The sequence below is a fragment of the Arthrobacter sp. CC3 genome, from assembly GCF_039907775.1.
Lineage (GTDB): Bacteria > Actinomycetota > Actinomycetes > Actinomycetales > Micrococcaceae > Arthrobacter.
On the sequence record NZ_JARCCY010000027.1, the window covers coordinates 37707 to 59222 of the forward strand.

At 67.3% G+C, this 21516-nt stretch carries 15 protein-coding genes; 5 read left to right on the top strand and 10 right to left on the bottom strand.

Annotated elements, in window-relative coordinates; genetic code table 11:
• Nucleotides 1–27: 27 nt before the first annotated feature.
• A complete protein-coding gene (locus tag PV761_RS16015; RefSeq protein WP_028269960.1) occupies nt 28–1311 on the bottom strand; it encodes an ABC transporter substrate-binding protein in 1284 nt (427 codons plus the stop codon).
• Nucleotides 1312–1492: 181 nt separating this feature from the next.
• On the opposite strand from PV761_RS16015, the gene PV761_RS16020 reads away from it, so the two are divergent.
• Nucleotides 1493–3529 (top strand): beta-galactosidase, encoded by a 2037-nt coding sequence (locus tag PV761_RS16020; protein ID WP_347898235.1) that lies wholly within the window; start codon nt 1493–1495, stop codon nt 3527–3529.
• 70 nt (nt 3530–3599) lie between these two features.
• Here the strand turns inward: PV761_RS16020 and PV761_RS16025 are convergent, their stop codons facing one another.
• From PV761_RS16025 to PV761_RS16035, 3 genes are all read right to left on the bottom strand, one after another.
• On the bottom strand, nt 3600–4958 hold the full coding sequence (locus PV761_RS16025; protein ID WP_347898237.1) for an extracellular solute-binding protein: 1359 nt from the start codon (nt 4956–4958) through the stop codon (nt 3600–3602).
• A gap of 331 nt (nt 4959–5289) precedes the next feature.
• A complete protein-coding gene (locus tag PV761_RS16030; RefSeq protein ID WP_028269957.1) occupies nt 5290–6243 on the bottom strand; it encodes a carbohydrate ABC transporter permease in 954 nt (317 codons plus the stop codon).
• The gene (locus PV761_RS16035) at nt 6236–7180 is read right to left on the bottom strand and encodes a sugar ABC transporter permease (protein ID WP_028269956.1); all 945 of its coding nucleotides are present in this window, start codon (nt 7178–7180) and stop codon (nt 6236–6238) included. The genes PV761_RS16030 and PV761_RS16035 overlap by 8 nt, the downstream gene beginning before the upstream one ends.
• A gap of 308 nt (nt 7181–7488) precedes the next feature.
• On the opposite strand from PV761_RS16035, the gene PV761_RS16040 reads away from it, so the two are divergent.
• The 4 genes from PV761_RS16040 to PV761_RS16055 all read left to right on the top strand — a co-directional run bounded on the left by PV761_RS16040 (nt 7489) and on the right by PV761_RS16055 (nt 14625).
• Complete coding sequence (locus PV761_RS16040; protein ID WP_347898240.1) at nt 7489–8649, top strand: acetylesterase; 1161 nt, start codon at nt 7489–7491, stop codon at nt 8647–8649.
• A complete protein-coding gene (locus PV761_RS16045) occupies nt 8630–10720 on the top strand; it encodes a DUF6807 family protein (protein WP_347898242.1) in 2091 nt (696 codons plus the stop codon). Before PV761_RS16040 ends, PV761_RS16045 begins: the two co-directional genes overlap by 20 nt.
• Nucleotides 10717–11853: a M24 family metallopeptidase gene (locus PV761_RS16050; protein ID WP_347898244.1), complete on the top strand. Its 1137-nt coding sequence runs from the start codon at nt 10717–10719 to the stop codon at nt 11851–11853. The genes PV761_RS16045 and PV761_RS16050 overlap by 4 nt, the downstream gene beginning before the upstream one ends.
• 324 nt (nt 11854–12177) lie before the next feature.
• On the top strand, nt 12178–14625 hold the full coding sequence (locus PV761_RS16055) for a bifunctional SulP family inorganic anion transporter/carbonic anhydrase (RefSeq protein WP_347898246.1): 2448 nt from the start codon (nt 12178–12180) through the stop codon (nt 14623–14625).
• Nucleotides 14626–14652: 27 nt separating this feature from the next.
• Here the strand turns inward: PV761_RS16055 and PV761_RS16060 are convergent, their stop codons facing one another.
• From PV761_RS16060 to PV761_RS16085, 6 genes are all read right to left on the bottom strand, one after another.
• Nucleotides 14653–15051, bottom strand: coding sequence for a hypothetical protein (locus tag PV761_RS16060; protein WP_347898248.1), 399 nt, complete (start codon nt 15049–15051; stop codon nt 14653–14655).
• 213 nt (nt 15052–15264) lie between these two features.
• Entirely contained in the window at nt 15265–16734 is a 1470-nt protein-coding gene (locus PV761_RS16065) for an aldehyde dehydrogenase (NADP(+)) (RefSeq protein ID WP_347898250.1), read from the bottom strand.
• Complete coding sequence (locus PV761_RS16070) at nt 16731–17888, bottom strand: mandelate racemase/muconate lactonizing enzyme family protein (RefSeq protein WP_347898252.1); 1158 nt, start codon at nt 17886–17888, stop codon at nt 16731–16733. The genes PV761_RS16065 and PV761_RS16070 overlap by 4 nt, the downstream gene beginning before the upstream one ends.
• Entirely contained in the window at nt 17888–18793 is a 906-nt protein-coding gene (locus tag PV761_RS16075) for a 5-dehydro-4-deoxyglucarate dehydratase (RefSeq protein ID WP_347898254.1), read from the bottom strand. The genes PV761_RS16070 and PV761_RS16075 overlap by 1 nt, the downstream gene beginning before the upstream one ends.
• The gene (locus PV761_RS16080) at nt 18790–19758 is read right to left on the bottom strand and encodes an NAD(P)-dependent oxidoreductase (RefSeq protein ID WP_347898256.1); all 969 of its coding nucleotides are present in this window, start codon (nt 19756–19758) and stop codon (nt 18790–18792) included. Before PV761_RS16080 ends, PV761_RS16075 begins: the two co-directional genes overlap by 4 nt.
• A 34-nt stretch (nt 19759–19792) precedes the next feature.
• Nucleotides 19793–21325, bottom strand: coding sequence for a Gfo/Idh/MocA family oxidoreductase (locus PV761_RS16085; protein ID WP_347898258.1), 1533 nt, complete (start codon nt 21323–21325; stop codon nt 19793–19795).
• Nucleotides 21326–21516 lie beyond the last annotated feature (191 nt).

The following is a 21516-nucleotide window of genomic DNA, read 5'->3' on the forward strand; positions in this document are numbered from 1 at the left end:
GCGAGTGTCGGGCGGACAGTAAGCGGATCAGGAATTCTGCTTGATGAGGTCTTCGGCTTCCTTGAACCACGCGTCGGCTGCGCCGTCCACGGTCACCTTGCCGAAGTTCAGGTCGGAGCTGATGCGCTTGAAGGAGGTTTCGAGGGTGCCGAAACCGACAATGGGCGGCTCGGGGGCGTCCTTGAGGTACTTCTCGATCGACTTCTCGTAATCGACCACGAGCTTGTCGGTGCCTTCGAACGTGGTGCCGTCACGCTGGGTCTTGGAGGCCGGGACACCGCGGGAGGTCTTGAAGATCTGGCCCACTTCGGGATCGTTGACCATGAAGTCGATGAACCGGGCGGCCGCGTCCTTGTACTTGGTCTTGGCGCTGGCCACCATCAGCATGGAGGGCTTCAGGAACAGGCCCAGGTTGTCCGGGTCATCGGAGGGAACCGGGACGAGCTTGAGTTCCTTGGCGCCGCTGTCAGCGAGGTAGCCGGCCATGAAGTTGTCCCAGGTGACTTCGGTGGCGGTCACATTGGAGCCGAACGGGGACTTGGGGGCGAGCTGGGTGGTGCGTTCCTCGGAGACGATGGCGGGGGTGCCGCGCAGGTCCTTGGTGAGGTTCCACCACTTCTTCATGTCGTCCTTGGTGAAGCCGAGCTTGCCGTCCCCGGTGAACGCCTCGATATTGTTCTGGCGCAGCCAGATGTTGAACATCCACCAGACACCGGTGTAGTCGGTGGAGCCGAAGAGCGCGCCGTTGCCCTTGGCGCCGACCTCGGTCAGGAACTTGTTGAATTCGGCGTAGGTCCAGTTGCCGTCCGGCTCGGCGATCCCGAGTGAGGCCACCTTGGCGGGATCGTAGTACACGGCGAAGGCGTTGGTGCTGGTGGGGATGCCGTAGGTCTTGCCCTTGATCTGGCCGGAAGGCAGCAGCGACTTCTCGAAGGCATCCGTGTTGATCTTCACGGTGCCGAGGTCCAGGAGCTGGTTCCGCTGGCCGTAATCGCGGAGGTAGGAGAGATCCCACTGCATGACGTCCGGGAGGCCGCCGCCGGCCGCCTCGGTGGCGCGCTTCTGCCAGTAGCCTGCGAAGTCGGAGAAGTTGCCCTTGACTTTGATATCCGGGTTCTTGGACTCAAACAGGGCGATCGCCTTGCGGGTGCGCTCTGCACGGTCGTCGTTGCCCCACCAGGTGTAGTTGATCGTGACCGGGTTTGACGCGGAACCAGTCTGCGCCGGAGCGGACTGTCCGCAGGCCGCCAGGACAGCGGCAGATGCGGTGCCTAGTGCCACGGTGGTGAGGAAATTCCGTCTGTTGATCATAAGAGCCTCCTTGCTCGGTTGTGTAAGCGCGATTCCCTGTGATTCTCTACAACGAGAGTAGTGATCTGGCTTACACGCTTTCTGAAACGATACAATATCCCCATTCCCAGATTTGGGCAAGCGTTTTCCAAACATCTGCTTTCATGCCATGATCGTGCACCAGCATCGACGAAGGAGTCCCATGTCATCCCAGCAAGAATCCACCCCGCCACCGGTGTGGAACAGCCTCGAAGGCATTGCCTTCGGAGGCGACTATAACCCGGAGCAGTGGCCGGTCAGCACCCGGCTGGAGGACCTGGAACTGATGAAGGAAGCCGGAGTCACCTTCCTCAGCGTCGGCATCTTCTCCTGGGCGCTGCTGGAGCCCTCCGAGGGCGAATATGACTTCGGCTGGCTGGACGAGGTCCTGGACAACCTGGCGGCGTCCGGCATCAAGGTGGCCCTCGCAACCGCCACGGCAGCTCCCCCGGCCTGGCTGGTGCGCAAGCACCCGGAAATCCTCCCGGTCACGGCTGACGGCACCGTGCTGGGACCCGGCTCCCGGCGACACTACACGCCGTCGTCGGCCGTCTACCGGCGGTACGCAACCGGCATCACCAGGGTGCTGGCGGAACGCTACAAGGACCACCCGGCACTGGCGCTGTGGCATGTCGACAACGAGCTCGGCTGCCACGTTTCAGAGTTTTACGGTGACGAGGACGCCGCCGCCTTCCGCCGCTGGCTTGAACAGCGCTACGGAAGCATCGAGGCGCTCAACGCCTCCTGGGGAACGGCGTTCTGGTCCCAGCATTACGCCTCGTTCGAGGAGATCCTGCCTCCCGGCGTGGCACCGTCCACGCTCAACCCGGGCCAGCAGCTGGACTTCCAGCGCTTCAGCTCCTGGGCGCTGATGGACTACTACCGCACCCTGCTCGGCGTACTCCGGGACGTGACGCCGGAGGTGCCCGCCACCACCAACCTCATGGTGTCCAGCGCCACCAGGTCCATGGACTACTTCGACTGGGCCGGGGACCTGGACGTGATCGCCAACGACCACTACCTTGTGGCCGCCGATCCGGAACGGCAGATCGAACTCGCATTCAGCGCCGACCTCACCCGCGGCGTTGCCGGCGGCGACCCGTGGATCCTGATGGAACATTCGACGTCGGCCGTCAACTGGCAGCCGCACAACCAGCCGAAGATGCCGGGCGAAATGCTGCGCAACTCGCTGGCGCATGTGGCCCGCGGCGCGGACGCCGTGATGTTCTTCCAGTGGCGGCAGAGCTTCGCCGGCTCGGAGAAATTCCATTCCGCCATGGTCCCCCACGGCGGCCGGGACACCCGGGTGTTCCGGGAGGTGGTGGGGCTCGGCTCCGCGCTGCGGAAACTGGCGCCGGTGCGCGGATCCCGCGTGGAATCGCGGGTGGCCATCGTGTTCGATTACGAGGCATGGTGGGCCAGCGAAATTGACTCCAAACCCAGCGTTGACGTGAAGTACCTGGACCTGATGCGCGCCTTGCACCGCGCACTGGTCCTGCGCGGGATTTCGACGGATTTTGTGCACCCGTCCGCGCCGCTGGACGGTTACGACCTGGTGCTCGTGTGCACCCTGTACAACGTCACCGACGCCGCCGCAGCCAACATCGCCTCGGCTGCGCGGGCGGGGGCGACGGTCCTGGTCAGCTACTTCAGCGGCATCGTTGACGAACAGGACCACATCCGGCTCGGCGGGTATCCCGGCGCGTTCCGTGACCTGCTGGGCGTCCGGGTGGAGGAATTCCATCCGCTGCTGGCCGGGTCCTCCGCCAAACTGAGCGACGGCGGCGTCGGAACAGTGTGGAGCGAGCACGTCCATGTGGCGGGCGGGGCTGCCGGTGAAGGCGCCGCAGAAGTTCTGGCGACATTCACCGAATACCCGCTCGACGGCGTTCCGGCCCTCACGCGGCGCCCGGCGGGCTCCGGATCGGCGTGGTACCTGGCCACCTTCCCGGACCGGGACGGCATCGAGTCACTGGTGGACCGCCTGGTCGCTGAGTCGGGAGTTTCCGCGGTGGCCAACGCGGACCAGGGCGTCGAGTTGACCCGGCGCCGCACCGCCGACGGCACCGGCTTCGTGTTCGCCATCAACCATTCCCGCGCCGACGCCAGGGTGGAGGTGGCCGGGACCGAGCTGCTGTCGGGCGAACGGTTCACGGGATCGGTTCCTGCCGGCGGCGTGGCGGTGGTCGCGGAGGACTGATCCCATCTGGAAGCGCACGCAGAAGTGCCCCCGCCCGAATCATCGGATGGGGGCACTTCGGCAGGACCTGCTAGCTGATGGCTGACTTCATCTCGTCAACCGCCTTCTTGCCGGCTTCCTCCGTGGACAGCCTGTTGAAGAGGACCTCCGAGGTGTACCGCTTGACGATCTCCGCGATCGCACCGGCTCCCTTCGGCGGCGGGGCCGGGGCTTCACCGAGCTCGTCCTTGATCTGGTCGATGAACTTGACCACCTTGATGTCGGCGGGGGTCAGCTTGGATGCGATTGCTGCCCGGACCTCGGAGTTGGGGTACACGCCGCGGTCGGCCAGGAGCGTTTCGCCGGCCTTGGTGTTGTTGGCCAGGAAGTTGATGAACTTGGCGGTTTCTTCCGGGTGCTTGGTGCGGGACGACGCGGACCAGAACTGGGAGGCCTTGTACCAAAGTTTGGCGTCGGCGGAGGTGCCGGTCTTGGACGGGAACCGCAGGATCTGGAGTTCTCCGCCCGCAGCCTTCTCCAGGGCCGGCAGCTGGTTGGACCACCAGAAGGCGAGCCCGTTCTTGCCCGTCGCCAGGCCGCTCTGGTCCAGCGGCGCCGCTTCGGCCTCAACCACCTCGGAGGCTGAGGGCACAGCCTTCTTCTCGCTGAGTTCCTTCAGGAACGCCCACCACTCGGCAATGTCGCCCGGCTCGAAGCCCAGCTTGCCGTCGTTGGTGTACAGCGACTTGCCGTTCTGCCGAAGCCAGACGCCGAGCGAGGCTTCGTCCGTGCCGTAGGCTGCAGCGCCGTAGGTGCCCTTCGGCGACTTCGCGGTGACCTCGGCGGAAATGCGCTCGAAGTCTTCCCACGTCCACTTGCTGTCGTCCGGCAGTTCAACCCCGGCTGCCTTGAACACGGCGGGGTTGGCCAGGATGGTCGCTGCGTTGATGCCCGCGGCAATGCCTGTCAGGCCGTCCTCGTTCTTGCCGGCGTTGAGGGCCGCTTCGTCAAGCTTCGACGTGTCGATGTTGTACTTGGAAAGATCCAGGAGGGCGCCGCGGCTGGAGTACTCCGTGATGTATTTTTCGTCCATCTGGATGATGTCCGGGGCGTCGTTGGCGGCCACCTGGGTGGCAAGTTTGTCCCAGTAGCCGCTCCAGTCGCCGAACTCCGGCTTGATCTTGATGTTCGGATTCTCGGCTTCGAAAGCCGCAATCGCAGCCTGCGTCAGCTGCGCCCGCTTGTCCCCTCCCCACCAGGAGAAGCGGAGCTCGACTTTGCCGTCGGCGCTCTGCGGCGCCGCTCCCCCGCCGCAGGCACTAAGGGCCAGGACGACGGCGGCAGCTGCGGCGACTGCGCCGGTTCGGCGCAGCCTCCGTCCGGACTGGGCGGATGTTGCCTCTGCTGCACCACGACGGGCGGCTGAGGCAGGGCGGGAAAATAGCGGCACTTGATTCTCCGATCTTCTTTGATCTTGAAAGCGAATGGGGTTTAGGTACTGAGGGGTCTGGAAAGCCTGCGAGTCTGGAAGTTGATGAGAAAACGCTTTCTCATCACTGAGAATACAAGCAAGGAACTTGTAATACAAGGTGTTTCGATGGACCAATTTGATGCCCGCCCCACGCGCCGGGGTGAGCGGACAACGAACATCCGCCCACCCCGGGGACTGCTGCACAGCTAACAGCCAGGAGCTACCGCAGTCAGCCGCGAAGGCTGCGCACGAAGGAAGGCTGCGCACGAATCACGGCCGGTGCACGAATCACGGCCGGTGCACGGCAGGCTTACTTGATGCCCGTGGTCGCGATTCCCTTGATCAGGAAGCGCTGGCCGAACAGGAACACGAGGAACACCGGCAGCAGGGACACGATGGACATCGCGAAGAGCGAGCCCCAGCTGGTGGCCGACTGGGAATCCACGAAGGCCCGGAGGGCAACCGGCACCGTGAACATCTCCGGATCGGTCAGGTAGATCAGCGCGCCGAAGAAGTCGTTCCAGGTCCAGATGAACGTGAAGATGGTGGTGGTGGCCAGGGCAGGGACCATCAGTGGCAGGATGACCCGCAGGAAGATGCGCGGGTGGCCGGCGCCGTCGATACGGGCAGCCTCGTCCAGCTCCTTGGGAATCCCGCGGATGAACTGCACCATCAGGAACACGAAGAACGCATCCGTGGCCAGGAGCTTCGGCACAATCAGCGGCCAGAAGGTGTTCACCCAGCCGATCTGCGAGAACAGGATGTACTGCGGAACGATGATCACATGGAACGGCAACATGATGGTCAGCAGCATGACGCCGAAGAACAGCTTTTTGCCGCTGAACTGCAGCCTGGCGAAGGCGTATGCGGCCATGGAGCAGGAGATCAGGTTTCCCAGGATGGAGCCGATCACCACCACCGCGGAGTTGAGCATGTAGTGGCCGAAGGGATGGGTCAGCGCGGACCAGCCGTCAACGTAGTTGCCCATCTCCAGGCTGTTTAGCCAGAGGCCCGGTTCGCGGAAGATCAGGTCATTGGGACGCAGCGACGAGACAACCATCCACAGCAGCGGGTAGATCATGATGCCGCCGGTGAGGATCAGGACGGCATGCTTGGCCAGTGCCTTGATCCGGGCGCTGCGGCTGAAGGCCAGGGACCCGCGGGATTCGCGTTTCCGGCCGCCGCTCTTGAAGCTCGCGCCCTTCGTTTTTCCTCCGGCGGACGGCACTTTCTCCGGAGCCGGCTTGGTCTGTAGTTCAGTCATCGTAGAACACCCAATACTTTGAAGCGATGAAGTTGATGGCCGTGAAAGCGCCGATGATTACCAGCAGGAACCACGCCATCGCCGAGGCGTACCCCATGTCGAACTGGCCGAATCCCTTCTGGTAGAGGTAAAGCGTGAAGAACATGGTGGAGTCGGACGGTCCACCGTTGCCTCCCGAGACGATGAACGCCTGAGTGAAGGACTGGAACGAGCCGATGATCTGCAGGACGAGGTTGAAGAAGATGATCGGGCTCAGCATGGGCAACGTGATCCGCCAGAACTTCTGCAGGGTGGTGGCTCCGTCAACCTCGGCCGCCTCGTAGTACATGTTGGGAATCTGGCGGAGGCCGGCGAGGAAGATGATCATGGGGCTGCCGAAGGTCCACACATGGAGCAGGATGATGGATCCCAGCGATGTGGACGGGTCCGAGATCCAGCCCGGCCCGGTGATTCCGAACATGGCCAGCACCTGGTTCACCAGGCCGGAGGTTCCGAAGATCTGCTTCCAGAGGATGGCGACGGCCACCGAGCCGCCGAGCAGGGACGGCAAGTAGAAAATGGACCGGTAGAACGGCAGGCCCCGCAGGCCCTTGTCCAGCACCAGTGCGATCAGCAGCGCAACGGCCAGCTGGAGCGGAACTCCGACCAGGACGTAGGTGAATGTTACGCGGAGTGAATTGTGGAGCCGCGCATCACCGAGCATGCGGGTGAAGTTGTCCAGCCCCACCCACTCCGGCGGCTGCAGGAGATTGTAGTCCGTAAAGGACAGGTAGAGGGACATGATCATGGGGCCGACGGTGATGGCCACGAGGCCGATCAGCCATGGCAGCAGGAAGATGTAGGCGGCCTTGTTGTCGCGGCGGTTCGCGCGTTTTTCCTCGGGGGTGGCCGGCCCTTTGCGCCGGCTGATGGAGGACAGTTCGCTGATAGCGCTCATTGCCTCCCCCTCGGTTGACGGACGCCTGCCGGCGTCCCCGGGTGATGCTGTGCGGCCATGTGGTCTCCTTTGGTCATCGTGGCCTTCCACGGCGGGCTGGTGTGAGGTGCTTTTCGCCGTCCCGGGCCGCGCGGACCGTTCCGACACTACCCGGCTGCCTGGCTTCCGGAGTGACCGGGCCAACAGCGGCTTTGTACCAAAGTAAACGCTTTCTTGACCGGTGTACAGCCTTTTGCTAATTTTTGAGAAAGCGTTTTCTTACTTTCGGTTACCTCCGGATCAGAGCACCAGCGAAAGGCAGGACAACGATGCTTGCACCCGGCACCGCGCCGCGGCCCAGCGCCATCGGCGGCTACGAGGACTGGCCGTCCTACCTGGGCACCCATCCGCGGCACCTTGCGGAGACTTCGGCGGGGCAGGAACTGGCGGACGCACTCGGGGTTCCGGCCGGTCCGGCAGCGCCGGGCACGGTGATCGAGTCGGAAGCAACGCACGACGGCGTCACTACTTCGCGGGTCAGCTGGCAGTTGGGCTTCGGTCCCCGCACCCGCGCCTGGTTCCTGCGCCCTGCCGGCGCAACAGGGCCTTTGCCGGGGATCCTGGCGCTCCATTGCCACGCCGGCATCAAGTCCGCAGGCGCCGGACGCCTGGTGGATCCGCTGGCCGCGGACCTCCAACAACGCCTCTACGGCGGCCGCCCGTTTGCCACCTGGCTTGCAACGCAGGGCTTCGCGGTCCTGGCGCACGACACCTTCTCGTGGGGCAGCCGCCGTTTCGCCCTGGGCACGCCCCCGTGGCGGACTGCCGCCGTCATGGAGGGCCGCAGGGCGCTCTGGCGGGAGGCCGGCGTCGTGCCTTCCGAAACGGAGCTTTACGACGCCGCCGCGTCGGCCCATGAGGACACCGTGGCGAAAGCGGCGGGACTCCTGGGCACGAGCTTCGCGGGGATGGTGGCGCATGACGACCTCGCAGCCCTGCAGGTCCTTGCCGGGCTTCCGGGCGTGGACGCCGGCCGGCTGGGCAGCGCCGGGTTCTCCGGCGGCGGCGGCAGGTCACTGGTGCTGGCCGCGCTCAGTCCGCTGGTCCGCAGCTTCGTGGTCACCTGCATGATGACCACTTACCGCTCGCTGGTCCCTGCCTACCTGGACGCCCATTCCTGGCTCCTCCAGACCCCCGGCCTGTCCCGGCTGGGCGACTTTCCCGAACTGGCGTCACGCTCCACCGCGGACAGCTTCCTGGTGCAGTACGCGCTGGCGGATGAGCTGTTCCCCGAGGACGGAATGCGCGACGCTGACGCCATCCTGGGCGCTCCGCGCACGGCCGCTACACCGGCAGTTTTTGGCCGGGCGGACACGCTTTCACTACGGACATGCAGGAGGAAGCCGCCGCCTTCCTGCGGCAACAGCTTTCCCCGGTTCCCTTCGCCACAGCCCGCCAGAACGGACTCTCATGACAGCCGATACTTTTAGTTCCGCCACCGACGAACTACGCCGGCCGGCAACTTCCCCGGTGCCGCGCATCGCCCTCGTGGGCGCGCACGGTTACGGGACCCGCCACCTGGACAACCTGGCCCGCCTGGGCGAGCTCAACCTCGTGCAGCTCGTGGCGGTGGCGGACCCCCGCCCGCCGGCCGAGGGCACGCTTCCCGAGGGCGTGGCCACGTTCGCGTCGCTGGAGGAACTGCTGGCCGCCGGGCCGGCGCCCGACGTCGTCATTCTGGCCACCCCCATCCAGACCCACGCGCCGCTTGCCCTGGCGGCGATCGCTGCGGGGGCTGACGTTTACGTGGAAAAGCCGCCCATGGCGTCCCTGGCCCAGTTCGACGAAGTGCTCGCCGCAGCGCGGCGGGCCGGCCGGCTGGTCCAGGTGGGCTTCCAAAGCCTCGGCTCCCACGCCCTGCCGGCCCTGGACCGGATTGTGGCGTCCGGTGAAATCGGCGAGGTGCGCGGAGTGAGCGCGGTCGGCACGTGGGTGCGCACCAGGGGCTATTTCAAACGCTCACGCTGGGCCGGCAAACGCAGCCTGGACGGCACGGACGTAGTGGACGGCGTAGCCACCAATGCCCTGGCGCATGCCGTGGCCACCGGACTGAAGATCGCCGGTGCGGAAAAGGCCGACGACGTCCTGTCCGTGGAAACGGACCTCTACCGCGCCCACGCCACCGAAAGCGACGACACCTCGGTGATCCGGGTCCGCACGTCCCGCGGCGGCGTCCTCCTCTGCGCGCTGACACTCTGCGCCGAGGAACAGACCGCGCCGGCTGTCACCGTCCACGGCACCCTGGGCAGGGCTGACTTCTTCTACACCGAGGACCGGCTGACCGTGACAACGCCCGACCGCGAGCGCACGGAAACTTTCGGCCGCACCGATCTGCTGGAGAACCTCCTGGCTGCCCGCCGCTCCCCTGCCGGTGCGCACGGGCTGCTGAGCCCGCTGGCCGGCAACGGCGCCTTTATGACGGTACTGGAAGCCATCCGGACCGCGGAACCTCCGCGTGCGATCGGCGCTGCGCACGTCACATGGGAAGGCGAGGGCGACGACGCCCACCCGGTGGTCCGCGGAATCGGCCAGCTGGTGCGCCGGGCCGCCGCGGCGCAGGCAACTTTCGCTGAACTTGGTGTGCCGTGGGCCCGGGAGCTGGATACCGAACATCCCGAGTTCATGGTGGACGGCTTCACGGTGGACGGCCGCGAAGTGGCCCGCGGAAACGACGGCCGCCGGATTGCACCCACGTCCTCGTCCCGCCCGTACCTCCACCCGGTCAGAACCCTGGCCGGGACCGTGGTGACGGACCATTTGCCCGAGGACCATGTGTGGCACCTCGGCGCGGGGGTTGCCGTCCAGGACGTGGACGGCGCGAACTTCTGGGGCGGCCGCACCTATACCCGCGACGCCGGCGCCTACGTCTGGCGGAACGACCACGGCCGCATTGTCACGGTCGCGGCCGACCGTGACGGGAACGTGCGGACCGAAACACTGCAATGGCTCCGGCCGGACGGCACACCGCTCCTGAACGAACAGCGGGCGTGGAGCTGGGCCGCCGTCGGCTCTTCCGCGTGGCGGCTCACACTGGACTTCACCCTGACGCCGAACGGACCGGACCCGGTCACGCTCGGCAGTCCGGGCTCGAACGGCCGGCCGCAGGGCGGCTACGGGGGCTTCTTCTGGCGGCTTCCCGCCGTCGACGGGCCAAGGGTGTGGACGGCGTCCGCGGAGGGGGAAGAATCCCTGCACGGGGCCGTCCCGTCCGCTGCGGCGCCGTGGCTGGCGTGGTCGGGCACCTTCCGGCGGGGAGAGCCCGACGGCGGTCCCGCCACCCTGGTCTTCCTGCCCCGGCCGGGGCCCGAGCAGCCCGGCGACCCCTGGTTTGTCCGCGTGGCGGGGTATCCCGGCGTCGGCCTCTCCCTGGCCTGGGAGCAGCCGGCAGTGGCCAGCCACGCCAACCCGTTGCACCGGACCGTCACCGTCCTGGTGGCCGACGGGCTCCTGTCCTCTATCGATATCGAACAGCTCATCACCACCTTGGGGGAAACCGCATGAACACCGTCACACAGCAAACGCAACAGGCACAGCAGACACATCAGGTGTCGAATCTGGTCGACGCCGCGGCCCCGGGGAACCCGGCCGACCGGGCAGTCAAACGGCGGCGCGTCCTGGACATCCTGGACGCCGCGGGCCGGGAGTCCCTCCTGCTCACCACCAACACGGCGCTGACGTGGTACCTGGACGGGAGCCGGGTCCACATCAGCCTGGCCGGTGACCCCGTCGCAGCAATGCTGGTTGACCGTGACGGCGACCATCTGGTCACCTTCAACAACGAGGCCGCCCGGATCGCGGCGGAGGAACTGCCCGACGGCGTCGCCCTCCACGCGGTGCCGTGGCACGGGCAGCTGCATGCCGCCGCATCCATGCTCGCTCCGGGAGGGAAGCCGCTCTCGGAAGCCGATGTTGCGGACGAGCTGAGGACGGCCCGCCAGCAGTTCCTGCCCGGGGAAAGCAGCCGGTACGCCCGGCTGTGCGCCGACGCAGCGGCCGCCATGACCGACGTCCTCGCCGAAGCCACTCCGGAAACCACGGAGTTCGCCGTGGCTTCCGCCCTGGCCGCCCGGATCGTGGCGATGGGGGCCGAGCCGCTGGTGCTCCTGTGCAACGGTGCGGAACGCAGCGGGTTCCGGCATCCGCTGCCCACCCCCGCACCGATCGGCCGGCGGGCTATGGCGGTGGTGTGCGCGCGGCGCAACGGGCTGGTGGCCAACGTAACGCGCTGGGTCCGGTTCGACGCCGGCACCCCGGCCGAACTCGATGCCGAAGCCCGGATTGCCGCGGTGGAGGCGGACATCTTTGACGCCACCGTTCCCGGGGCACGCCTTGACGGCATCTTCGCGGAAATCCGGGAGGCCTACGTCCGGCACGGCTTCGGCCCCGACCAGTGGACCCTCCACCACCAGGGCGGTCCGGCCGGATATGCAGGCCGCGATCCCCGGGCGACTCCCGCAACCGAGGACCTGGTGGTTCCCAACCAGACCTTCACCTGGAACCCGTCCGGTCCGGAAGTGAAGATCGAGGACACGGTGCAGCTCACCGGGGCCGGGATCGCAGTCCTCAGCGTGGATCCGCGCTGGCCCGCCGCCGTCGTGAACGGGATCCGGCGGCCGCTCACACTGGAGCTGTGAGCACGCAACATGGAGTCACCGGTATAGACCGGTAGGCAGTATCAGGGCGAAACCACGGAATTTTTTCTGCCTTGGACGCCGATCAGATGGCCCATCGATTGGATTTGACTTGAAAACCTAGTCCGATTCGGTGGGGTCCGCCGACTCCCGGCAGTGCTGAAATGGTCGGCTCCACAATCCGCGGGATAGGGCCCATTGAGCCTCCGTTACGTGGCCGGCAGCGGGTTTTTTGGCGTGTTCTTTCTCACGATCGGTTCCCTTGCGGGCCGGACTGGAGCGTCAATAGCGTGGCACGGGACCGCGACGTACCAGCGAAGGACTGCAATGCCATCAGCACCCGCCAAGACGGACCCGCCCGCCCCCGCAAAACCACCGGCAGGGAACCAGCCGGCCAACCGGGCCCCGGCAAACCGGCGCCGGTTCCTGACCGACGGACTCCGCTGGGACCTGCCGGCATCCCTTGTGGTGTTCCTGGTGGCCGTCCCGCTGTCCCTGGGCATCGCGGCCGCCTCGGGCGCCCCGGTCATGGCCGGCCTGATCGCAGCCGCCGTGGGCGGGATCGTCGCCGGAAGCCTGGGCGGTTCACCCCTGCAGGTCAGCGGACCCGCAGCCGGGCTGACAGTCATCGTCGCCGGCCTGATCGAACAATTCGGCTGGCCGGCCACCTGCGCCATCACGGCCGCGGCGGGCGTGCTCCAGGCGCTGCTCGGCCTGGCACGGGTGGGCCGAATCGCGCTGGCCATCGCACCGGTGGTGGTTCACGCCATGCTCGCCGGCATCGGCATCACTATCGTGCTGCAGCAGCTGCACGTGCTGCTCGGCGCTGATTCCGCCAGCGAGGCCTGGGACAACATCATGGCCATGCCGGGCAGCATTTTCGCCGCGGACCTCGCCGCGGCGGTCCTCGGCGCGGTGGTCATCGCCGTGCTGCTCGGCTGGAAGCACCTTCCCGCGGCAGTACGCCGGGTTCCCGGGCCCTTGGTCGCCGTCATCGCGGCCACCGCCCTCTCCCTGCCCTTCAACGTGGACCGGATCACCTTCGACGGTTCCCTGCTGGCGGCGCTGTCCCTGCCCGAGATGCCCGGCGGGAACTGGACCGCCGTGGTGATTGGCGTGGTGACTGTGGCACTGATTGGCAGCGTCGAATCCCTGCTCTCCGCCGTGGCAGTAGACAAGATGCACCACGGACCGCGGACGGATTTCAACCGCGAACTCCTGGGGCAGGGCGCCGCCAATGTGACCTCCGGAATGCTGGGCGGCTTGCCCGTCACCGGAGTGATCGTGCGGAGCGCCACCAACCTTGAAGCCGGTGCACGGACGCGCAAGTCGGCCATACTCCACGGCGTCTGGGTGCTGGTGTTCTCGCTGCTGCTGGCGGGACTCATCCAGCTGATTCCGCAGGCTGTCCTGGCGGGACTGTTGATCGTGATCGGCTCCCGCCTGGTCCGGGCGGCCGACATCCGGACCGCACGGCGGACCGGTGACCTCACCGTCTACGGCGTCACCCTGTTCTGCGTGGTGTTCATCAACCTCCTGGTGGGAGTGTTGACCGGCCTCGTCCTGGCCGTCGCCCTGGTTCTCTGGCGGGTGGCGCGGGCCAGCATCCATGCGGAACCGACAGGCGCCAGCGACGGCAACCGCTGGCGCGTGGTGATCGACGGGTCCTGCAGCTTCCTCTCGCTGCCGCGCCTGAGCACTGTCCTGGCCTCTGTTCCGGCCGGCACGCACGTGACCGTTGAGCTGGAGGTGGACTTCCTGGACCATCCCGTGCACGACACCCTTGACGCCTGGCGCAACCGCCACGTGGGCAACGGCGGCACGGTGGTCATCGAGGAAAGCGGCACCGCTACGCTGCACGATGCCCAAGCGGGGCCGCCGAGCCGCGGCAGTTCGCGTTCGGCCCTGAGGAGCGGCTTCGCCCCGTGGCGCAGCTGGCAGCGGCGGCTGATCGGGCAGGGCGCGGCAGGGCCGCAAGCTGCCGCGCCGGATGCTCCAGGGCAGGGCGGGGCAGGACCGGATGCTGCAGGGCAGGATGCTGCGGGACCGGATAACCCGGGGCCGCACGTTCCGGGACCGTTGCGTTCGGTACTGGATGGCGTGGACAACTACCACCGGCGGAACGCCCATCTGGTGCGTCCCCATGTGCAGGAGCTGTCCTCGTACCAGGATCCGGGCACCCTGTTCGTGGCCTGCTCGGATTCCCGCCTGGTGCCGAACCTCATCACCAGCAGCGGCCCGGGTGATCTCTTCACTGTACGGAACGTGGGCAATGTGGTGGGCGACGACGGCCGGGACGCCTCCATCGAGGCAGCCCTGGAGTTTGCCCTCAACGAACTCTCGGTGGAATCGATTGTGGTCTGCGGGCATTCGGGCTGCGGTGCCATGACCGCCCTGTGGGCAGACCCGGACGGCGCTGTTGAACCTGATGGTGCTGTTGACCCTGACGGCGCTGTTGAACCTGATGGTGCGGGCGATCGAGGCGCCATCGACGTCTGGCTGGACCATGCCCGGCCAAGCCTGACGGCTTTCCGCAACGGACATCCCGTACAGGTGGCTGCAGCCGAGGCCGGTTACGGTGCCGTGGACCAGCTGGCCATGGTGAACGTTGCAGTCCAGCTCGACAGGCTCCAGGGCCACCCCGGGCTGCAGGAAGCGCTTAAGTCAGGACGCGTCCATGTTGCGGGGCTGTTCTACGACATCTCCACGGCCCGCGTCCTGCAGATCACGCCCGACGGCATCGGCCACCTGGACCCCGCTGCAAGCAGCCGCTGAACTGTGTGAGCCGGAACGGTCCGGGATTCAGGCGTTGGAGAACCACACGACGTGCGGTTCCCGACGGGCTGCGCGCGGGGCGGCGAGCCGCTCCGCGCGTGCCGCCTTGTCCACGTAGGCAGATTCCACACGGGCAGATTCGCGCCTCGCGGCCGCAGGCTTGGCCGGTTCGCGCCTCGCGGCCGCAGGCTTGGCCGGTTCGCGCCTCGCGGCCGCAGGCTTGGCCGGTTCAGGCCTCGCGGCCGCAGGCTTGGCCGGTTCAGGCCTGGCCGGGCGAGCACCCACAGGCTCAGCCCGGACGGCCTCAACCGCAAGGGGCTTTTCAACCCTGACAATTTCCAGCGCCTCCACGTCCAGCAGCTTGCGCGCCCCGGTTCGCGAATCCACGATCCAGAACAGGTCCGTGGAAGGGATTGTCTCCGTCACGCTCCCCCGGTGGAACAGCCGGCCCTTGTGCCAGGCCTCAATTTCTTCCCCGACTGCCAAATCCGAACACGTCCGGATGGTTGAATTCCCGCTTGCTTCCACTGTGTGCCTCCCCTGGCGATGCTCCTGGGAACAGCTTCCCCCAACAAGATTGCGGCAACGTTTCCGGGCGGTGATCTTCCTGTGTCGCCTGCCGTGAACTGACCTTTGAAGCTACGGAAGCACCAGCACGCCGTCCACGCGGCGCGGAATGCCGAGCGGGTTAGCTTCACGCAGGGCAGGATGCAGCACTGCTTCGGGAGCCTCCTGATAGGCAACGGGACGCTGGAAGCGGCGCACCGCCGTCGCCCCCACCGAGGTGAACAGCGACGTGGTGGCCGGGTACGGCCCGCCGTGCTGCTGCGCCCAGTTCACCGCAACGCCGGTGGGCCAGCCGTCGAACAGCACACGGCCGGCGAGGCCGGAGAGCAGCTCCACCAGGCCGGAAACATCCTCGCCCGGCTCCGCGTGGACGGTGGCCGTCAGGCTGCCGGGCACCACGGCAAGGGCTTCGGCCAACTCGTCCTGGTCCGAGTATTCGATCAGCAGCGTGGTGGGCCCGAAGCACTCCTCCAGCAGTTCCTCCGGGCGCTCCAGTACGTTTGCCGCGGAGGTCAGGAACACCACCGGGGCGGCTCCGTGTGCAGCCGCGTCCTGCTCCACCGAACCGCTGACCACCTCGACGGCTGCCGCGCCCAGGGCATCGGTCAGTCCAGCCACCGCCTGCAGTCCGTCCGGGTAGGCCTCGGCGATGCGCTCCGTCAGCATGGGCGCGGCCGCCTTGTCCTTGGTGGCTTCGGCCAGCAGCGCCGGGAAGTCGCTGCCGGCCGGGATGAACACGAGCCCCGGTTTGGTGCAGAACTGCCCGGCGCCGAGGGTGAAGGACCCTGCGAGGCCTGCGGCCAGCTCGCCGGCACGGGCCCGCAACGCTGCGGCGGTGACCACCACGGGGTTGAGGCTGCCGAGTTCGCCGTAGAACGGGATGGGCTCGGGCCGGGAAACGGCCAGGTCGAACAGCGCCCGGCCGCCGGGAATGGAGCCGGTGAAGCCCACGGCTTTGATCGCCGGATCCTGCACCAGCGCGGTGCCGGCTTCCCGGCCGCTGACCAGCGCGAACAGGCCGTCGGGGGCACCGGCCGCAGCCAGCGCCGCCGTGACGATGTCCGCCGTCCGCTCTGACAGCCTGAGGTGGCCGGAGTGGGCCTTCACAATCACGGAACAGCCGACGGCGAGGGCAGACGCCGTGTCACCGCCCGCCACCGAGAACGCGAACGGGAAGTTCGACGCCGAGAACACAGCCACGGGGCCGATCGGCTTCAGCAGGCGCCGCAGGTCCGGTTTGGGCGGCATGGCCGAGGGATCGGCATGGTCGATCACCGCTTCCAGGTAGGAGCCTTCGGTGATCACCGCGGCGAAAAGCCGCAGCTGGCCGGTGGTGCGGGCCACCTCGCCGGTCAGCCGTGCGGCACCCAGCCGGGTTTCCGCATCGGCGATGGCCACCAGTTCCGTCACGTTGGCGTCCAGGGCGTCGGCGACGGCGTGCAGCCAACGGGACCGTTCGACGTCGGACGCTGCAGCGGCCGCTTTGGCCGCCCGGGTGGCGGCGGCCGTCAGGGCCGTGAGGTCGAGGGTTGCAGTTGTCACAGTAATTTCCTGTCCTGGTGGTCGGAGGGGTCCGAAAAAGCGAACCCCAGCCCGGGCCGGCCGGCAAGCGTGAGCCGGCCGTTGCTGACGTGCACGGGCGAGGGCGCGTCCAGTACGCCGAGCTGTTCGAAGGAGGCGTCCTCGACGTCCTCCACCAGCGTGGGCTCGGCCATGGTCACGGCGAGCTGGCCGGAGAGCTCCGGCAGCAGGTGCGGCAGGACCCTGATGCTGTGCGTGCGGGCAAGTTCCACGATGCGCCGGAACGGGGTAATGCCGCCGACGCGGATGATGTTGGGCTGGATGATGTCCACCGCGCCGGCTTCGATGAAGTCGCGGAAGCGGTAAATGGTGTGCAGGTTCTCGCCCAGAGCGATGGGCACCGGCGAGTGTTGGCGCAGCCTGCGGTAGGCCCAGAGATCGTCCGCGCGGAGCGGTTCTTCCAGCCATTCGAGGCCGAACTCCGCCAGCACGTCCAGGGCCCGAAAGGTGGCGGGCAGGTCCCAGCGCTGGTTGGCGTCGATCATGAGCTTGCGGTCGGGCCCCAGGACCTTGCGGACGGCGGCCACGCGCTCGGCGTCCTCCCGGATGTCCGGCTTTCCCACCTTGATCTTGACGGCGTTGTGCCCGGCGGCAACCCAGCGCTCCACCTGGGCCACGAGCTCCCCGAGTGAATAGTGCAGGTTCACGCCGGAGCCATACACCTCCACGGAATCCTGGCGCTGGCCCAGCAGCCCGGTCACCGAGGTTCCGGCGCGCCGTGCCTGCAGGTCCCACAACGCAAGGTCAACGCCGGCCATGGCGATGGTGGTCAGTCCCCCGCCACCGGCTTCGTGCAGCCGCTTCCACAGCTGGTCCCACACTCCTTCGGGATTCGCGTCGAGCCCCCTGATGAAAGGCGCGACGTCGAAGTCGAGGAGGGCTTTGACCGCTTGCGGGCCGATGGTGGGCGTCCAGGAGAAGCCATGGCCGGTGCCGCCGTCGTCCGTTTGGAGTTCGGTGACGATCACATGGTTTTCCGGTGCCTCCGCACCCCAGCTCCGCAGGAGCGGAACGGTCAGGACGCGGCTGGACAGACCCGTGATGAGCGGTGCGGTGCGGACCGCTTCGGCAACTGGGGCTTCGGCAAGCTGGGCTCCGGCAACTGGCGAACCCATTAGCGACCGGCCAGCTCGTAGCCCTTGGCCAGGATGGACTTGAGCTGGACGAGTTGTTCCTCGGTGGGGTCAACGAGCGGGGCGCGGACCGGACCGACCGGAAGGCCGCCCAGGCGCAGTCCGGACTTGATCAGGGAGACGCCGAACCCCGGGGTCTGGTCGCGGAGGCGGACCAGGGGCGCGTAGAAGCCTTCCAGCAGGGCGTGCCGGCGGTCCTCGTCGCCGGAGATGTAGGCGTCGTAGTAGGCCTTGGCGATCTCCGGTGCCATGGCGAACGCGGCGGAGGAATAGAGCGGGATGCCCAGGCCGCGGTAGGCGCCCTGGGTCAGTTCCGCGGTGAGCAGGCCGTTGAAGAGCAGGAAGTCCTCGCGGCCGGTGGCGTTGATGGCGCTGACGATTTCCTGGGCGAGGCCAACGTCGCCCAGGCCGTCCTTGAAGCCGATCACCTTGGGGTTGGCGGCCAGGCGGGTCATGGAAGCGGCCGTGTACTTGGCGTTGCCGCGGTGGTAGACGATCACCGGCAGGCTGCTGGCCGAGGCCACTGCCTCGATGTACGCCACCAGGCCGTCGGTGGGGCCGGTCACCAGGTACGGCGGAAGGACCAGCAGCGCGTCCGCTCCCGCTTCCTCGGCCACCCGGGCGGCGGCCAGCGCGTGGCCCAGCGGACCGCCGGCACCGGCCACCACCGGCACCTGTCCCGCAACGGCTTCGACGGCGGCGGTCACCACGGTGCGCACCTCGTCGAGGCTCAGCGCATGGAACTCGCCGGTGCCGCAGGCCGGAAACACGCCGCCCGGCCCGTGCGGCAGGCGGGACGTGATGTGCTCCTTGAGGATGTCCACGTCCACGGCCCCTTCCGGCGTGAAGGGCGTGACGGGGAAGAACAGTACGCCGTCGAATTTCATCGGGTCTCCTTTGATCCTGTGCCTGCCGCGACCAGCACGGCAGGGGTCTCGTCGTTGAGGGTGGTGTCAGTCTTCAGCTCGGTCCGCCAGCTTCGCCGGGGCTCCCAGCCGAGCAGCTCGCGGGCCTTGGAAATCGAAAAGGCCGGGCTGGTGCCGGTGAGTCCGGCCGCAAGCTCCGAGCTGCCGGGCAGGAACCGCGGCATCAGTTCGGCAAGCGGTGCGGTGGCCAGCGCGTCGGCGGCGCCCACGAAGAAGGTTTCCCCGTTGGGGATGGTGTCCATCTTCTGCAGGAGCACGTCCAGGAAATCGGCGACGTCGCGGGCGTCCACGTAGTTGAAGAGCGCCGGTGCGGACAGGGCGGGGTCGGCCAGGCGTTCGGCCACGGTGTGGCCCTGCTGGGTGGGTGCCCCGTCCCATTCCTCGGGCGAGATCACATAGCAGGGCCGGAAGGCCGCGTAGCGGATGGCATCTCCCTGGGCAGCGGCGAACATCTGCACTGTCTGCTCGGCAATGAGCTTGGACAGCGCGTAGGCGTTCCACGGTTTGGGGGTGGTGCGTTCGTCCACCGGGAATTCCTCCGGCAGCCAGCCGGCCGGTGAACCGTACCCCAGCACGGTGGGGCTGCTTGCGGTGACGATCTTGCCGATGCCCAGTTCCGTCGCCGCGCTGACGACGGCGTATGCCAGCCTCGTGTTGGTGCTGAAGATGACGTCTTCCGGCGCGCTGAACGGTACGGCGATCGCCGCAAGGTGGACGACGGCGTCGGGCGCTGTTTCGCGCAGGAGGCGCACCGCCTCCCCCTGCGCCAGGAGGTCGGCTGTGTGCTGCTCAACGCCGTCGGGCAGCTGGGCTGCGGGGACAGCGTCCCGGTCCACGGAGATGACGTAGTGGCCTGCGGCGGCCAGGCCGGCAACAACGCTGCGCCCCAGCCGGCCGGAGCCGCCGGTAACAAAAATCCTGCTCATGGTGATCTGGTCCTTACTCGGTCTGGGGGTCAGGTCACTGGGCACGGGTCGACGCCGGCCCGGTCGACGCCGATCGGGCCGCCGGCCGGGCGGCCCGGCGGAGGTCGGCGCCGAGTCCCAGGTCCGCGATGCGGACCGGCAGCCCGGACTCCAGGGACGCATTGCCGGCAATGCCGACTGAAACGGAACGGAGGCCGTCGAGGTAGCCGGACGGACGGCCCAGCGGGTCCTCGCCGGGGCCGTTGAAGAGATCGGACAGGAGGAGCTCGTCGCCGCCGCCGTGGCCGCCTTCGCCGTTCACGATCGGCACTTCATAGGCCGCCTCCCAATGCCGCTGGACCACCAGCCGCTCGCCGTTGCGGCGGACCGCGTCGTCTTCATCGACCGGCGTCGCGGAGGGATCCACCACGGTCTTCTTGTCGGTGCTGTGCACCACCGCTGCGCGTTCCACCACTTCGAGTTCGGCGCGGCCCTCGGTGCCGTTGACGGCCACGCGGTAGCCCTCCCACGGGCTGTGCGCATTGAGCGAGTAGCTGAGGACGGGACCGCCCTGGTAGTCCACCACCAGCGCCAGGTTGTCCTCGATGGTGATGCCGGCCGTGAAGACGTCCTGGTCGCGGCGGTAGCCGTCGTAATGCTCGTTGTCCAGGAACAGCGCCTTGAGCCGCTCGTCTTCACGCAGGTCCAGCGCGAAGGGGTCCCGGACCTCCGTGTCCACGGTTCCCCGCTCCGGACGGGGGCCCAGGCCGCGCTCGGCGGCGTTCGTGTCGCCGTAAAACTTCAGTCCGCCGGAGGCGAAAACGCGCTCCGGCACGTCGTCGATCCACCAGTTGACCAGGTCGAAGTGGTGGGAGGCTTTGTGGATCAGCAGGCCGCCGGAGTTCTTCTTTTCGCGGTGCCAGCGGCGGAAGTAGTCGGCGCCGTGGACCGTGTCCAGGACCCAGCTGAAGTCGATGGACGTGACCTTGCCGATCACGCCGCTCTGGATGATCTCCTTCAGCGCGCTGTTGCGCGGCGAGTAGCGGTAGTTGAAGGTGACCACCACGTTCCGGCCAGTCTCTTCCACCGCCTTGGTGATCCGGCGGCAGCCTTCGGCATCGATGGTCAGCGGCTTTTCGACGACGACGTCGGCACCGGCCTCGAGGCCTTCCACGATGTAGTCGGCGTGGGTGTAGTCCGGCGTGGTCACCACGACCCGGTCAATGTCGTTGGCCCGGATGAAGGCGGTCAGATCGGCGGGATCGAAGGCCGCGACAGGACCCGGAGCGCCGAGTTCCTGGATGAGTTTCTGGTAGAACTCCACGCGGCCGGGGTTCACGTCGGAGAAGGCCACCAGTTCGGCGGTATCCGAGTGCTTGCCGAAGATGGCACGGATGTACATCTCGGACCGGCCCCCGGTGCCGATCAGCGCGATGCGCGCTTTGCGGACGGGGTGGGCGGAGACAGAGCCGGCGGCTGCGGCTGCTGTTCCGCTGGCTGCTGTTCCGCTGGCTGTTGTGCCGCTGGCTGTTGTGTCGTCGGCTGCGACGGTGCTGCCCGGAGTGACGGTATTGGCGGTGTTGCCCATTGCGGTGTAACCCTTTCGGAAGGCAGGAACGCTGGCCGCTTGACGGCCGGTAGTGGTGCGGTGAGAATTGTGAGAAAGCGTTTTCTCGGAGCGTTATAAGCTTTGTATCAAGACTCTGGCGGTCCCGTCAACCATCTCCCGAACGGGGAGGCCCGAACGGGAAGACAAATCCGGCAGGGGTCGGAGAAGCC